This is a genomic window from Methylorubrum populi, assembly GCF_002355515.1.
Lineage (GTDB): Bacteria > Pseudomonadota > Alphaproteobacteria > Rhizobiales > Beijerinckiaceae > Methylobacterium > Methylobacterium populi_A.
On sequence record NZ_AP014809.1, the window covers coordinates 5,156,990 to 5,172,664 of the forward strand.

Here is a 15,675-nt window from a genome sequence, read left to right on the forward strand (position 1 = left end):
AATCCGCACCAGGGCGAGGGGATGAAATCCTCTTTTTGCGTCCAGGGCGCCGCTCGGTCCGCCGCTCAGGCCGCCTCGGCGCGGCGGTCCAGCAGTTCCGGCAGGGCGCGCAGGTTGAGCGGCTTGGGCAGGAAACCGTCGAAACCGGCCGCATGAGCCGCGGCGACGTCCTCGCGACCGGTATTGGCTGTGAGGGCGACGAGGTGGAGTGGCGCCGCACCGGTCTCGGCCTCGCGGGCGCGGATGCGGCGGGCGACCTCCAGGCCATCGAGGCCGGGCATGCGGATGTCGATCAGGGCGAGGTCGAACGGTCCCTGCCCCGCCGACGCGGCCAGGGCCTCGAGCCCGTCGCGGACATGGATCACCCGTGCGCCGAGCCGCTCCAGCGCCTTGGTGGCGAGCAGCGCGTTGATCGGGTTGTCCTCCGCCAGCAGGACCCGGCGGCCCGGCGCGGCGGCGTGGGCAAGCGCGGGCTCCGCGGCCGGCACGGCCGTCGCCTCGGCGGAGCCGGGGGACGGGGCGGGCCTCGGTTCCAGAAGGCGGTCGAACAGCGAGCGGGCCCGCACCGGTTTGATCAGGTAGCTGTCGAACCCCGCCGCGTTCGGGGCTCCGAATTCGCGCCGGTCGAAGGGCGAGAGCAGGATCAGGCTGCAGCGCACGCCGCTGCGGGTGGCCTCCGTCGCGAGCCGGCGCACGGCGGCATCGCCCAGGCTGCGGTCGGCGATGAGCGCATCGAAGGCGACGCCCGCGAGCGCGTCGAGGCCGGCTTCCACGCTGTTCACGGTCACCGCCGCCGCACCGGAGCGGGTGAGGCGCCGCGCCAGGAACGGCGCCTGAAAGGCGGAGTCGGCCACGATCAGCACCTTTCGCGATGCGAGGGCGGGACTTCCGGGAGCCTTTGCACGCTCCGCCGCCGGCAGCGGCAGCACGACCCGGAAGGTCGAGCCGCGTCCGACCGTCGAGCGGGCCTCGATCGTGCCGCTCATGCGCTCGACCAAGCGGCGGGTGATGGCGAGGCCCAGCCCCGTTCCCTCGTGGCTCGCGCTGTCGTCGCCCTGCTCGAATTCCTCGAACAGGATCGGAATGCGCTCCTCCGGGATGCCCGGCCCGGTATCCTCGACCGTGAGGACGAGCCCCTCCCCCGCGCGCGCCAGGCTGACGCCGACGCCGCCGGCTTGCGTGAACTTGATGGCGTTGCCCGCGAGATTGACGAGGATCTGCCGCACCCGGTCGGCATCGCCGATACGCAGGGGGGCGAGGTCGTCGGCGATGTCGAGGGCGATTTCCAGGCCCTTGTCCTGAGCGCGCGGCGCCAGCAGCTCAACCACGCCCTCGACCAGGGCGGCGGCGTCGAAGGGCTCGGCAGCGAGATCGAGGCGCCCGGCCTCGATGCGGGAGAAGTCGAGGATGCCGTCGACAAGGCCGAGCAGCGCCTTGCCGCTGGTGCGGAACGCCTCGACATAGGTGCGCTGCTCGGGATCGAGCCGCGTCTCGAGCAGAAGATCCGCCATGCCGAGGATGCCGTTCAACGGCGTGCGCAACTCGTGGCTGACCGTGGCGAGGAAGCGGGATTTGGCGACGTTGGCGGCCTCGGCCCGGCTCTTCGCCTCATCGAGCGAGCGCGCCGCCTCGACGCGCTCGGTGACGTCGTGGCCCGCCCGCAGCCAGCTCGGGCCGTCCGCGCTGCCGGTCGCCGGCATCTCGATGAAGGAGAACCAGCGCGGCACCCCGTCCACCGGCATCAGGCGCTCCTCGACCACCCGCACGCCGTCCGGCCGCTGCTCGCTCGCGCCGCGCTCGATCACCTGCGGGCTCAGCGTCGAGCCGATCAGCTCCAGTGGCTTCACGCCGAGCAGGGCGGCGAAGCCCTCGCTGGCGAAGGTGATCCGTCCCTGCCCGTCCCGCTGGACCACGGCCTCGGTCGTGGCCTCGACCAGCACCCGGTAGCGCTCCTCGCTCTCGGCGATGTGCCAGAGTCGATCCTGGAGCGCCTCCGTGACATCGGAATCCGGCACGACGGACCCGCCGCGGCGGAGCGACACCAGGATCAGCGTCAGCATCGCGGCGGCGATGCCCAGGCCCATCACGCTCACCGCAAGGGTTATCGGTTCCACGCAGGTCCCCTAAAGCCGGCCGATGCCGGAGGCCCGGCACGTCAGGGGAGCGACAGTGCCAGCCGCGCGTGAAGCGCCGCTTGAGAAAGAGGCTTAAGGGGAAGTGAGCGGGACCGGTGGATTTCGCCGGTCGCCCGCGGCCCGGCTCACACTTCGGGAAACCGCCGGAGCAGCGCGTTCCCGTCGAGCCGGAGCGCGGCGCCGACTTCGGCCAGGGCGGCGTGCTCTTCGCGTCCGATGCCCTCGTGGTCGGCCACGTCCGCCGCGACGAGGAAGACGTTGCGGCGCTGCTCCTCGGATCGTCCGGCGACGGCACCGATGCGCACGAGGTTCTCCGCGCGGCCGGCGCGGGTGCGGGCGCGGCCGAGCGCCTCGTAGAGGGCGTGTTCCAGCATCAGGCTGTCGTAGCCCTTCTCGATGATCGGGTTCGACCGGATGCCGGCCAGCGCCGTCTCGAACTCCTCGCTCATCAACTCGCCATCGGCGACCGCGACGTTGGCGCAGGCCGAGACCGCCGCCTGCATCAGCGACTCGTCGCCGGCATAGGCCTTGAGGGTGGTGCGGAACCGCTCAACCGCGTCGTGAAGAAGACCCATGTCCTGACAAAACCCTGCCCGACAAAACCCCATCTCGGAGCCCCGACAACGGGGATGCCGGTCAAACGATCCGCGCGCTGTCCCGCACCCGCGCTTCGGCAGCCTCGATCGCCTCCGGCGTGCCGACATGCAGCCATTGCCCGTCGAGGCGAAGGCCCTGGAGGCGGTTGCGTCGGATCGCCCGGTCGAACAGCAGGGTGAGGGAGAACGGACCCTCCGGCGTGTCGGCGAACAGCTCCGGCTTCAGGATCGCCACGCCGGCATAGATGAAGGGCGCGACCTCGCGCTCGCCGCGCCACGACAGCCGGCCGTCCGCGTCCATGTCGAAATCGCCCGCCCCCTCGTAGCCGAGGCTCGTCGCGGTCGGGGCGACGAGGAGCAGGATGTCGGTCGTGTCGGGATCCCAGGCCTCGATCAGCCGGCCGAGATTGGGCCGCGGCCCCTCCAGCCAGAACGAATCCGAGTTGAACACCACGAAGGGCTCGTCTCCGAACCGGTCGAGCGCCTTCTTCACGCCGCCGCCGGTCTCCAGCAGCGCGTCGCGCTCGTCGGAGACGACGATGTCGGGCGCACCGGTGCGGTGGGTGAGGTGCCCCTCCATCAGGTCGGCGAGCCAGTGGACGTTGACCACCGCCGTCTCGATGCCGCCCGCCGCCGCCCGGTCGAGGGCGTGGTCGATCAGCGCCTTGCCGGCGACCTCGACCAGGGGCTTGGGCAAGGTCGCGGTGATCGGGCGCATGCGCTTGCCGAGGCCCGCCGCGAGCACGAAAGCGCGGGTGATTCGTTTGGGATGTTGCTCGTCGCTCATGACGCGTTCGCGGGCCGGTTCGAAGGGAGCGGTTAGGGGGCGGGGTCGGAGTCCGGCCGCGGCGCGACGAGGCTCGGCAGGTGCGTCTCGTGCCACGCCCGCACCGGCGCCAGCGCCGGATGGGCGAGGTTGCGCGCGAGATAGCCCTCGATCCGCGGCAGGTGGGCGAGGTAGCCCGGCTTGCCGTCGCGCTTGTCGAGGCGCGCGAAGATGCCGAGGATCTTGGTGGCGCGCTGCGCCGCCAGAACCGCGTAGGCGCGGGCGAAGGCCTGCATGTCGAAGCCGATGTCGCGGCTGCGGCGCTCGCGGATGTAGAGGCCGAGCAGCCGCAGCTCGAAATCGGCGCTGGCATCGACCCGGGCGTCCTGGAGCAGCGAGGCGACGTCGTAGGCCGGGTGGCCCATCACCGCGTCCTGGAAGTCGATCACCCCCACCCGCTCCAGCCCGGTCCGTTCGGGGAGCCAGATCAGGTTGGGCGAGTGGTAGTCGCGCAGGGTCCAGGTGGCGGGCTCGGCGACCAGATCCCTGAGCGCCTCGGTCCAGAGGTCGCGGAAGGCCGCGCGCGCCTCCGGCGACAGCATCGTCCCGCGGATCGCGGGGGCGTACCATTCCGGCAGCAGCTCCGCCTCGAACAGCAGGGCTTCGAGATCGTAGGGCGGGATGACGTGATCGATCCCCTCGCTCACCGGCACCGTCGCGGGCAGGTCGGTGGCGTGCAGCTTGGCGAGCAGGCGAACGGCCTCGGCGTAGCGTTCCGGCCGCGGCGCGCCGTTCTCGATCACCGGCTCGGTGCCGAGATCCTCCAGGATCAGCAGGCCGGCATCGAGGTTCTCGCCCAGGATCTTCGGGGCCGAGAAGCCGATCGCCCGCAGCGCCCGGTCCATGCCGACGAAGGCATGGACGCTCTCGGCGAGTTTGACGATCGCGCTGTAGGGCTTCCCGTCCTTCACCGGCGGCCCGTCGGGCCGGGGGGGCGAGATCATCAGCACGGCGGTCTCGCCGCCCGGCTTCACCAGGCGCTCGTAGGCGCGCGAGGAGGCGTCGCCCTGCATCAGCACCCGGTCGGCCTCGTCCCAGCCGGTGCGGGCGAGCAGCGCCCGGACGGCGCGGGCGCGCTCCAGCCGCTCGCGCATGTCGCCGCTGCCGTCGATCCGCACGAGGCGCGCCTCCTCGCCGAACTCCGCCCGCAGGGACAGCTCGACGATCAGCGTGGGATTGTCGCGCGCACCCAGCCGCTCGGGCCACTCGACCAGGGTGATCGCGGTCTCGGAGAGTTCGTCGAAGCCGAGTTCCACCAGCTCGTCCGGCCCGCGCAGGCGGTAGAGGTCGGCGTGGATCACGCTGCGGCCCGAGCGGGTCTCGTAGGGCTGCATCAGGGTGAAGGTCGGGCTCGGCACTTCGAGCGCCGGGTCGCCGGCCAGCTCGCGGATCATCGCCCGGGCGAGGGTGGTCTTGCCGGCACCGAGCCCGCCGGAGAGGGCGACGAGGTCGCCGGGTCGGAGAATGCCGGCCAGGAAGGCGGCCATGTCCTCGGTCGCGCCCTCCTCGGGCAGCAGCACCTCCCAGGCGGCGCGCCGCGGAACCGCCGCCTCGCCCTGCGACGGGCCGGGCCGCGGGCTTGCCGCCGTGCTGTCCGGAACCTCGCTCAACGCCCCAATCCTCCGCACCATCGCGAACGGCCACCCCGATGAGGGTTAAGCCTCAACCATCCTAGCGGGGGATGTTTAACCCTTTTTCCGCGCCCGCGTTGAGCCCCGCCCTGCGGCGTCGGCCGGTCTCGTCACGATTTCGCGGCCGCCCGACGCTACTCGGCGGCCTCGGCGAGCCCGCCATTGCCCGGCGGCGTGTCGACCGGGAACAGGCACGTGACGCGGGTGCCCGCGCCCGGTGCCGAGTGGATCTCGACGCGGCCGCCGTGCAGCTCGACGAAGGAGCGCACGATCGAGAGGCCGAGGCCGACGCCGCGGTGCTTGGTGCCCAGCGTGTTGCTCTCGAACCGGTCGAACACCCGGTCGATCACCTCGGGCGCGATGCCGCGGCCGCGATCGATCACCGTCAGCCGCAGCGCCGTCCCCTCGCGCCGCGCCTCGACGCGGACCTGCTGGCCGGGGGCGGAGAAGCCGACCGCGTTGGAAAGCAGGTTGAACAGGATCTGGCGCACCCGCTTGCCGTCGGCGAAGACGCTGCCGATGTCCTCCGGCACGTCGAGGTCGAGGCCGATATCGGATTCCGCCAGCCGATCCTCGATGCCGCGGGCGGCGGCCTCCACGGTGGAGCGCACATCGATGGTCTCGCGCTGGAGCTCGAGCGAGCCAGCATCGATCGAGGCGAGGTCGAGGATGTCGTTGATGATGACGAGCAGCGCGGCGGACGAGCGCATGATGTGCTCGGAATATTCGCGCTGGCGCTCGTTGAGGGCGCCGACGGTCTCGTCGCCGAGGAGCTGGGTGAAGCCGATGATGTTGGTGAGCGGCGAGCGCAGCTCGTAGGAGACGTGGTGGACGAAGGTGTCGCGCAGCTGCGAGGCGCGCTCCAGGGCGTCGTTCTTCTCGGTCAGCGCCCGCTCGACATTGGCGCTCGCGGTGACGTCGATGAATGTCAGCAGCGTGGCGCCGAGCGGCAGGGGCTGCGAGGAGCAGTCGAGCACCGTGCCGTCGTTGATGTTGAGGCGGCAGGCATGGCCGCTGCGGGTCTCGGACAGGCCGGTGATCGATTGCCGAATGCCGGCCCAGGGGCTCTGGTCCGGCGTCAGCGTCCGGCAGGCGGCGATCACCGCATCGACATGCGGCTTGCCCGCCAGCGTCGCCGGATCGAGGCGCCAGGTCGCAGCGAAGGCGCGGTTGGCCACCGTCAGGCGCCCGTCGGCACCGAACACCGCCACCGGCTCCTTGAGCGCTTCCAGCGTCTCGGCCTGCTCCTTCATCAGCGCGTCGTAGCGCGAGGCGAGCTTCATGCTCTCCGAGACGTCATGGTAGAGATAGGTCAGGCCGCCCTGCGGGTTGGGGGCGGCGACGACGCGAAGCGTCCGCCCGTCGGGCAGGTACCAGGGTGTGTCGGTCGGCTCGACCGCGCGGTAGGCGGCGAGCACGTCGGTCTTCCACGAGCGGAAATCAGCCTGCTCGGGCAGTTTGCGGGCGGCGCGCAGGCGGTCGAGGATCTCGCCGTCGAGCGGGCGGCCTTCGAGAAAGGCCGGATCGAGGTCCCACAGGCGCTGGTAGGCAGCGTTGTGGAAGATCAGGCGCTGGCGCGCATCGAACATCGCCACCGCGGTCGGCAACTGGTCGAGGGTGCGCACATTGGCATCCATCTGCCGCTGCAGGTCGGCCCGCACGCTCTCCAGCTCGGACACATCGACGGCGATGCCGACGCGGCCGGTCTCCAGGGTGCTCTCGCTGACGTCGAGGGTCCGGCGCGCGCCCGCCACCACCGCCGACAGGCGCAGCGGCTGGGGCGCGAGGCCGGGCCGCCGCACTTGGCGGGCGATCAGGTCGCGGGCGCCGCGGTCGAGGAGTTCCAGGCCGTGGCTCAGGGCGGTCTCGCGGCTCGGGGCCTCGACGGCGGCGGCGTAGGCGGCGTTGACGAAGGCGAGCGCTCCATCCGGGCCCCGGTGCCAGACCGGCTGCGGCAGCGCGTCGAGCAGGCCCGCGAGTGCGGCCAGACCGCGCTTGGCCTCGTCCAGGGTGTGGCGGAGCTCGATCAGCTCGCGGCGCTCCTCAGTGGTCTCGCGCAGGCGCAGCAGCGCCCGGCCGCCCACCGCCTGACCCTGCGCCTCGATGAAGCGCCCGGCGAGGCTGCGCAGGTTCGTCCGGAACCCGGTGCCGCGCTCGCGCAGCGTGGCGACCGCCGCCTCGAGGAGCTGCGCGTCCTGGGGCGTGAGCCACGTGCCGAAGGTCAGCAGGTGCCGCGAGTTGCCCTGGCTCCCGCGCGCATCCTGGCTCCGCAGATCCTGGCGAAGGTCCTGGGCGAACCCCGCGTCGCCGACGATGCTCGGCTCGCCGCGCCCGGCCCAGGCGACGAGCACCTGGCGCTCGGAATGGAGCAGCATCTCGGCCCGGTCATGGGCGCCGCGGAGCTGGGCGAGCTCGTCCTGATACACGCGTTCCTTGCGTGTCCAGCTGACGCGCTCGCGCAGGTAGACGAGCGACAGGATGGTCGCGAACAGGATCAGGCCGAGAACGACGGCGAGGCCGGCAACGTTGTGCGTCTGCATCGCTCCCAGCATCGGCCTCGCTTCGATGGACGGAGCGCCCTCGGCGAATGCGGCGACCGGCGCCGCGACGATGAGGACGCCGACGCGCGACAGAACGCGCGCCGCCCGTTCCAGACCCATGTCCCGCCCCCACCCCACCAGACCCGGCACTCCGCGGGACTCGCGCCCACGGCCTGGAAAGCTCCCGGAAAGCGCCGGGCAAATGCCTGCCGTCGCGTCCGGCTTGCCGCCGCCGCGCGGGCACCTGCTTCCGAAGATTCGCGCCACTGTAACGCGGGGGCGATTCCGGCTGGAAGCGCCTTTATCGCCCCGGACGGGTCCGCCCTGCATTCCGGTGGCTTACAGCACCCAAAAGCCACACCACCGAAATGGTCCCTTGACGAGTTCTCGCGAGTGATCGGCGCGCCGGACGGTGCCGGGACCGCCGATTCCGGGGGCGGCGCAGCGGGAAAACAGTTTCGCCGAATGCGCCCGCGCCGCCGGTTCTGGCGACGTGCTTGCCGCCAGACGAGAGAAGCCCGGCCATGGGCCGGGCTTCTTTTCGCGAATCTTGTTCGCGAGGCCGAATTGGGTCGAGCCCGATCCGGTTTCATCCTTCGGGCTGGCGTCTCGCGCGCGGCCGTGCGGGCCGGCCGATGGCTCGCCCGCTTCGGTTCGCGCCGAGATCCTGTCGCGAGCCCGGCATCCTGCGGGGATGCCGGGCTCGCGGGGGCCGATCAGTAGCGGTAGTGCTCGGGCTTGAACGGGCCGGTCTGCGACACGCCGATATAGGCGGCCTGATCGGGGCGGAGCTTGGAGAGCTTCACGCCGATCTTCTCCAGGTGCAGGGCCGCGACCTTCTCGTCGAGGGCCTTGGGCAGGGTGTAGACCTGCCGCTCGTACTTGCCGGGGTTCGTCCAGAGCTCGATCTGGGCGAGCGTCTGGTTGGTGAAGGAGGCCGACATCACGAAGGACGGGTGGCCGGTCGCATTGCCGAGGTTCACCAGGCGGCCCTCCGAGAGGAGGATGATGCGGTGGCCGTCGGCGAACTCGATCTCGTCGACCTGCGGCTTGATGTTGGTCCACTTGAGGTTCTTGAGACCCGCGACCTGGATCTCGTTGTCGAAGTGGCCGATGTTGCACACGATGGCGCGGTCCTTCATCGCCCGCATGTGCTCGATCGTGATGATGTCCTTGTTGCCGGTGGCGGTCACGAAGATGTCGGCGCGCGGCGCGGCATCTTCCATGGTGACGACCTCGTAGCCTTCCATCGCCGCCTGCAGAGCGCAGATCGGGTCGATTTCGGAGACCAGCACGCGGCAGCCGGCATTGCGGAGCGAGGCGGCCGAGCCCTTGCCCACGTCACCGAAGCCCGCGACCATCGCGACCTTGCCGGCCATCATCACGTCGGTGCCGCGGCGGATGCCGTCGACCAGCGACTCCTTGCAGCCGTAGAGGTTGTCGAACTTCGACTTGGTGACCGAGTCGTTCACGTTGATCGCCGGGAAGAGCAGCTTGCCCTCCTTGGCGAGGTTGTAGAGGCGGTGCACACCCGTGGTGGTCTCCTCGGAGACGCCCTTGATCGAGTCGGCCAGACCCGCGAACCAGCCCTTCGGCTTCTCGGCGAGCTTCTTCTTCAGGAGCGCGAAGAAGACCTCCTCCTCCTCGGATTCCGGCTTGTCGAGGAAGGCGGTGTCGCCGTTCTCGGCGCGCAGGCCGAGGTGGACGAACATGGTGGCGTCGCCGCCGTCGTCGAGGATCATGTTCGGCATGCCGCCGTCATGCCAGTCGAACAACTTCGAGGTGTAGTCCCAGTACTCGGTCAGGGTCTCGCCCTTCACGGCGAAGACCGGGATGCCGGCGGCGGCGATCGCGGCGGCGGCGTGGTCCTGGGTCGAGTAGATGTTGCACGAGACCCAGCGGATGTCGGCGCCGAGCGCCTTCAGGGTCTCGATCAGCACCGCCGTCTGGATCGTCATGTGCAGCGAGCCGGCGATCTTGGCGCCCTTGAGCGGCTGCGACGCGCCGTACTCGGCGCGGGTCGCCATCAGGCCGGGCATCTCGGTCTCGGCGATCGAGATCTCCTTGCGGCCGTAATCGGCCAGCCCGATGTCGCGGACGATGTAATCGTTGGCAGCTGCCATGTCGGTATCCCTTCTCAGTCGTGGCCGGCGCGAAACAGCGAGTTGTTCCGGCGCTTCGGCCCGGCGCATCGGCCGGTTCACCCGGCCGGGTCGGCCATCCCTGTAGCAGGGCTCGGCTTAGGGAGCAATCAAGACATAAAGATGTCTTTATGCGTTTGATTCCAGGGTGGGGCTGGCACAAGGATGCCGCCGCGGCCCTAGGCCGGCTCATCCCGCAATTGCCGCCGGATGATCTTGCCGCTCGTCGTCATCGGCAGGGTGTCGCGAAACGCGAGCGCGCGCGGCATCTCGTGGGCGGAGAGCCGGGCCTTGGCGAAGGCGAGGATTTCGGCGGCGAGCGCGTCCGAGGGAGAGAAGCCCGCGCGCAAGGTGACGAAGGCTTTCACGGTCTCGGTGCGCAGCGGGTCGGGCACGCCGACGGCGGCCGCCAGCGCCACCGCCGGATGGGCGCAGAGGCAGGCCTCGATCTCGGCCGGGCCAATCCGGTAGGCCGCCGAGGTGATGAGATCGTCCTCGCGGCCGACGAAGCGGATGTAGCCGTCCGCATCGCGCCGCGCCTGGTCGCCGGTCATCCACCAGCCGTCGCGGAATTTTTTGGCGGTCGCCTCGGGCTGATTCCAGTAGCCGAGGAACAGCACCGGGTCGGGCGCGCGCACGGCGATCTCGCCGGTCTCGTCGGTGTCCGCTTCGGTCCCGTCCTCGCGCAGCACCGCGACGCGGTGGCCCGGCACCGGCTTGCCCGTGGCGCCGGCCCGCGCCACGCCGATCCGCGCGCTGGAGGCGAGAACGAGATTGCACTCGGTCTGGCCGTAGGCCTCACCGATGGTGAGGCCGAGCGCGGCTCGCGCCCATTCGAAGGTCTCGGCCCCGAGCGCCTCGCCGGCCGAGGCGATGTTGCGCAGGGCGGAGAGATCGAAGGTTTCGCGCGGGTTCGCGACGCCGCGCAGCATCCGCAGCGCGGTCGGCGGCAGGAAGGCGCGGGTGACGCCGAGATCGGCCATCAGCCGAAACGCCGCCTCCGGCTCGAACCGGCCCGAGGCCCGGGCGACAACCGGCATGCCGAGGCGCAAGGACGGCATCAGCACGTTGAGGAGCCCACCGGCCCAGGCCCAGTCGGACGGGGTCCACATCAGCCCGGTGCCCGCGGAGGGGAAGCCGTGCATGAGCGTCCAGCCCGGCAGGTGGCCGAGCAGCACCCGGTGGCCGTGGAGCGCCCCCTTGGCGAGACCGGTCGTGCCGGAGGTGTAGATCATCAGCGCCGGATCGTCCGGCCCGGTCGCCCGCGTCGTGAACCCGTCCGGAGCCGCCTCCAGAAACGCGAAAAAATCCTCGGCGGATGCGGCGGCCCCATCGACCGAGAGGATCGTGACGAGATCCGGCAGCTCGGCCCGCAGCCGTTCCAGCTTGGCCAGACCGGCCGCGTCGGTGACGATGGCCCGCGCGCCCGAATCGGCGAGCCGGTGAAGCAGGGCCGTCTCGCCGAACAGGCCGGCGAGCGGCAACGCGATCGCCCCCAATCGATAGGCGGCGAAGTGAGTGATCACCACCGCGGCCGATTGCGGGAGCAGCACCGCCACCCGGTCGCCCGGTTCGACGCCGCGGGCGGCGAGCGCCGCCGCGAGCCGCAGCGAGTCGGAGCGCAGGCGGCCGTAGCTCACCGTCTCGGGCCGGTCGTCGGACCCGAGCACGAGCAGCGCGGTGCGGTCGGGCTCGGTCAGCGCCCAGCGGTCGCAGACATCGGCCGCGATGTTGTAGCGCTCCGGGATCTCCCAGCGGAAACCCGCGACGAGGTTTTCGTAAGTGTCGGCCGGCTCCGGCACGGCAATGTCCCCGAACCTGCGGCGGCCCCCCGGCGCCGGTCGTGCTTCGTCCTGCCGGTTCCGCCGCAGCGGGACCGATCGCCTCTCATCCGCCCTCGCCGCGCCGGTCGCAATCCGCACTCGACGCGCAGTGACGGGGCTCAGTCTTCGCGCTGCGGAAACCCGGCGCGGAAGGCGAAATCGGTGATCGGGCGGCGCCCGTTCGGCTGTTCCTTGGCCTGCTGTTCCTCGCTCAGTTCCGCCCAGGGCGTAGCCCGCCCGACCGCGTAGGCCGCCTCGACACGATGATGCTCGGGCACGTTCAGCGCCGTCACCGCCCGCTCCTTGTCGAAGCCGCCCATCCCGTGAACGTGCCAGCCCTGACGGTTGGCCTGGAGCGCGAAGGCGAGCGAGGCCGCACCGGCATCGAGGGAGTGGCTGGCCGAGGGCTTGAACTCGTCGCCGACCTTCATTCGTGTGTTCGAGACGAGGATCACGAGCGCGCCGGCATCCTTCGCCCATTTTTGGTTGCCCGGTACGAGAAGGTCGAAGAACCCCTCCCATTCCGGGGTGCCGCGCAGAGCGTAGACGAAGCGCCAGGGCTGCGAGTTGTAGGACGAGGGCGACCAGCGCGCCGCCTCGAACATCCTGAGCAGCTCGGACTCGGGCACCGCCTCACCGGTGAAGGCGCGCGGCGACCAGCGCTCGAGGAAGATCGAGTCGATCGCGTGGTCGGGCGTGCGGGTGGTGGGACGGGTCGTCGCTTCGGTCACCGGGGACGGGCTCCAGGCTGGCAGGGCTTTGGTGCGGCGCACCGTATGGCAGCGCACAAGAGCGGGCTAGGGGGTGGTGTTGCCGCGCCTCCCGAGGCGGGCGAGAACGACGTGGATGACATCGGCGCGACGAGGATGCCCGTGAGCGAGACCAGCTCGAACCCCCTTCTGTTGCGCGCCGACCGGGACGGCGTCGCCACGCTGACGCTCAACCGGCCCGGAGCCCGCAACGCCCTGTCTCTCGCCCTGCTCGAAGCCCTGAGCAACGCCTTCGCCGCCCTGGCGGAGGACGCCAGCGTGCGCGCCGTGGTGCTGGCGGCGGCGGGGCCCGCCTTCTGCGCCGGCCACGACCTCAAGGAGATGACCGGCTACCGGGGCGAGGCCGACCGCGGCGCGAGGCGGTTCGAGGCCCTGTTCGCGCTGTGCTCGGGCGTGATGTCGGCGATCCCTGCCCTGCCCCAGCCGGTGATCGCGGCGGTGGAAGGCGTGGCGACCGCCGCCGGCTGCCAGCTCGTGGCCTCCTGCGATCTGGCGGTCGCGGGGGCTCAGGCGCGTTTCGCCACGCCGGGCGTGCAGATCGGCCTGTTCTGCTCGACGCCGATGGTGGCGCTCTCGCGCAACCTCTCGCGCAAGGCGGCGATGCGGATGCTGCTCACCGCCGAGATGGCGGATGCGGAGGAGGCCCGGCGTCTCGGGCTCGTCAACGAGGTGGTGGAGGCGGGCGGTGCCCTGGCGGCCGCTCAGGCGCTGGCCGCGGGCATCGCCGCGCGCAGTCCGTACACCGTGCGGGTCGGCAAGCGGGCCTTCTACGAGCAGCTGGAGATGCCGCTGGCCGAGGCCTACGCCCATGCAGGCCGGGTGATGACGGAGAACATGCTGGCACGGGCGGCGGAGGAGGGGATCGGCGCTTTTCTCGACCGTAAGGCGCGGTGAGGCGCGAACCGATTGTCCGCCCGCGCATTGCCTCCGCGGCGCCCTCAAGCCGTCACGACCCCTGGGCAATCGGACTCGCATGCTCCTCAGACGCCCTCCTCCGATCTCCCCCGAGCCGGGTCCGGACACGAAAAAAATTGTGAGCTGGAACCTCCTGCGCCGCACCGGTGCAGCGGTGGATTGCCTCGTGACGCTGATCGAGCAGGAGCGGCCCGACCTGCTGCTGATGCAGGAGGCGACGCGGGAGATCGCCGCGCTCAAGGACCGGGTCGGCGGCGTCTATGCCTGGGCGCAACTGCCGGGGCGCATCCACGGGTTGGCGATGTGGAGCCCGATCCCCTGGGCGAAGCCGCCCGAGATCGTCCCGCTCCCCTCGGGCGTGCTGATCGACCGGGTCTGCCAAGTGCTCGATTGGGGCGAGTTCGGCGTCGCCAACGTCCACCTTTCCCACGGGCAGGTGCTGAACCGGCGCCAGCTCCGGCGGATCGAGAGCCACTTGCCGCAGCAGGCCGCGGTGCTCGGCGACTACAACATCGTCGGGCCGGCCCTCGTGCCGGGGTTCCGCGATGTCGGCCCCCGGCGGCCGACCCATGCCATGGTCAACGTGCTGCCGCTCCGGCTCGACCGCTGCCTCGTGCGCGGGCTCGTCTGCCACGAGCGCGCGGTGCTGCCCCGCGGGCTGTCCGACCACCATCCGATCGTGGTGCGCCTCTCGCCCGCGCCGGAGGGGGCCGCCGCTGTCGGGCGGCTCAGAGGTATGGCAGAAGCAGTCGGACGGCTGCGTCGCGCAAACGCACGGGGAGCGGGCGGGCGTCGAGATCGGACAGCGTCAGACGGGTCTGCCGCTTCCCCACGATGAAGGCTTCGAGGGTCCGGGCCAGCGGCACGTCGTAGACCTCGACGTTCAGCTCGAAATTCAGGCGGAAGCTGCGCGAATCCCAGTTCGCGCTGCCGATGAAGCACCATTGCCCGTCGACGGTCATCGCCTTCGAGTGGTCGAAGGGCGGGCCGTCGATCCAGATCCGCACGCCGCTCCTGAGGAGCGGGTCGATATGGCCGCGGGTCGCCCAATCGACGAAGCGGTGATCGCTCGCCTTGGGGATGACGACATCGACCTCGATCCCCCGCGTCGCGGCGAGGCAGAGGGCGTTCACGATGAGGTCGTTGGGCAGGAAGTAGGGCGTCGCCAGCCGGATCGATTGTCTGGCGCAGGCGATGACCTGCAGGATGACGGTGGCGATCTTCTCGATGTCGGCGTCCGGTCCCGAGGTGACGACGCGGGCGGTGACGGTGCCGGCCGGCGCCAGCGGCGGCAGCCACGCCTCGCCCTCCAGCTCTTCGTCGCTCACGAACAGCCAGTCGGCGATGAAGGCCTGGGTCAGGTGCTCGACCACCGGTCCCTCGATCCGGAAATGCGTGTCGCGGATCGGGAAGGCCGGCTTTTCGCGGATGCGGTTGCCGTCGGAGATGTTGACGCCGCCGGTGAAGGCGGTCCGCCCGTCGACGATCAGCAGCTTCTTGTGGGTGCGCAGGTTCAGGAACGGCATCCGCCAGGGCAGGACGGAGTGCATGAACAGCCCGGCCGGCACGCCGAGCCTGCGCAGCCGCCGCCACGCCGCGGGGAAGAAGTAGCCGCTGCCGATGCCGTCGAGGATGACCCGCACCTCGGCGCCCCGCTCCTGCGCCGCGTGCAGCGCCGCGCAGAAGGCCCGGCCGATCTCGTCGTCGCGGAAGATGTAGCTCGACAGGGCGACGCTGCGGCGGGCCTCGCCGATCGCCGCCAGCATCGCCGGATAGGCCTCGTCGCCGTTGCGGAACACCTCGACCCGATTGCCCGCCACCGTCGGCAGGCCGGTGATCGCCTGCACCGCCCGGTCGAGCGCGCGGTAGGATTCGGGCACGTGGGCGGAGGGCTGCGGCGTGTCGTCGACGGCCTGCGAGGGACGCCGCTTCAGCCGCCGGGCGCGCCGCTCGACCCGGTTGATGCCGAAGGTGAGGTAGAGCAGCGTGCCGAAGACCGGCGCCAGCCATGCCAGCCCGATCCAGCCGATCGCCGCGCCCACCACCCGCTTGCGCAGCAGCACGTGGGTGCTGACGCCGAGGGACAGCACGAGGCCGATCGCCGCGACGATCTCGGTGCGCAGCGAGGCCGTCGTGCCGAGCCATCGGGTGAGGACTTCTTCCACCGGTCCGCCTTGCCGCCCTGCCCTGTCTGGGAACGGCGCAGGAGATAAGCCAAGCCTGGGGCGGCGAACAGGCGGCTCGCCAGAAATCACCGCCCCGTGCTAGAACAAACCTCGAACGGTTGACGCCGCGGCC

The 15,675-nt window shown here is 71.0% G+C and carries 11 protein-coding genes; 2 read left to right on the forward strand and 9 right to left on the reverse strand.

All coding sequences use genetic code 11. The annotated features are described in order from the left end of the window. Positions 1 to 65: 65 nt before the first annotated feature. From MPPM_RS24090 to MPPM_RS24125, 8 genes are all read right to left on the reverse strand, one after another. A complete protein-coding gene (locus tag MPPM_RS24090; RefSeq protein ID WP_096487231.1) occupies positions 66 to 2,084 on the reverse strand; it encodes an ATP-binding protein in 2,019 nt (672 codons plus the stop codon). 176 nt (positions 2,085 to 2,260) lie between these two features. Then, entirely contained in the window at positions 2,261 to 2,710 is a 450-nt protein-coding gene (locus MPPM_RS24095) for a tellurite resistance TerB family protein (RefSeq protein WP_096487232.1), read from the reverse strand. A 61-nt stretch (positions 2,711 to 2,771) separates the two neighbouring features. Further along, on the reverse strand, positions 2,772 to 3,518 hold the full coding sequence (locus MPPM_RS24100; protein WP_096487233.1) for a nucleotidyltransferase family protein: 747 nt from the start codon (positions 3,516 to 3,518) through the stop codon (positions 2,772 to 2,774). Positions 3,519 to 3,550: 32 nt separating this feature from the next. Further along, positions 3,551 to 5,167 carry a tRNA (adenosine(37)-N6)-threonylcarbamoyltransferase complex ATPase subunit type 1 TsaE gene (tsaE, locus tag MPPM_RS24105; protein WP_096487234.1) on the reverse strand — a complete coding sequence of 539 codons (1,617 nt, stop codon included), beginning with the start codon at positions 5,165 to 5,167 and terminating at the stop codon, positions 3,551 to 3,553. 155 nt (positions 5,168 to 5,322) lie between these two features. Beyond that, a complete protein-coding gene (locus tag MPPM_RS24110) occupies positions 5,323 to 7,848 on the reverse strand; it encodes a sensor histidine kinase (RefSeq protein ID WP_096487235.1) in 2,526 nt (841 codons plus the stop codon). Between the two features lie 596 nt (positions 7,849 to 8,444). After that, the gene (gene ahcY / locus MPPM_RS24115; RefSeq protein ID WP_096487236.1) at positions 8,445 to 9,851 is read right to left on the reverse strand and encodes an adenosylhomocysteinase; all 1,407 of its coding nucleotides are present in this window, start codon (positions 9,849 to 9,851) and stop codon (positions 8,445 to 8,447) included. Positions 9,852 to 10,048: 197 nt separating this feature from the next. Beyond that, positions 10,049 to 11,671: an AMP-binding protein gene (locus MPPM_RS24120; protein ID WP_432419832.1), complete on the reverse strand. Its 1,623-nt coding sequence runs from the start codon at positions 11,669 to 11,671 to the stop codon at positions 10,049 to 10,051. A 140-nt stretch (positions 11,672 to 11,811) separates the two neighbouring features. Continuing rightward, on the reverse strand, positions 11,812 to 12,423 hold the full coding sequence (locus MPPM_RS24125) for a nitroreductase family protein (RefSeq protein WP_096487237.1): 612 nt from the start codon (positions 12,421 to 12,423) through the stop codon (positions 11,812 to 11,814). 135 nt (positions 12,424 to 12,558) lie between these two features. Here MPPM_RS24125 and MPPM_RS24130 point away from each other — a divergent pair, with 135 nt between their 5' ends. Both MPPM_RS24130 and MPPM_RS24135 read left to right on the forward strand, forming a co-directional pair. Beyond that, positions 12,559 to 13,356 carry an enoyl-CoA hydratase gene (locus MPPM_RS24130; protein WP_244573591.1) on the forward strand — a complete coding sequence of 266 codons (798 nt, stop codon included), beginning with the start codon at positions 12,559 to 12,561 and terminating at the stop codon, positions 13,354 to 13,356. Positions 13,357 to 13,435: 79 nt separating this feature from the next. Beyond that, on the forward strand, positions 13,436 to 14,215 hold the full coding sequence (locus MPPM_RS24135) for an endonuclease/exonuclease/phosphatase family protein (protein WP_096487238.1): 780 nt from the start codon (positions 13,436 to 13,438) through the stop codon (positions 14,213 to 14,215). Here the strand turns inward: MPPM_RS24135 and cls are convergent. Further along, positions 14,106 to 15,542 (reverse strand): cardiolipin synthase, encoded by a 1,437-nt coding sequence (gene cls, locus MPPM_RS24140; RefSeq protein ID WP_096487239.1) that lies wholly within the window; start codon positions 15,540 to 15,542, stop codon positions 14,106 to 14,108. The two genes, MPPM_RS24135 and cls, sit on opposite strands and share 110 nt — an antisense overlap. Positions 15,543 to 15,675: the final 133 nt, after the last annotated feature.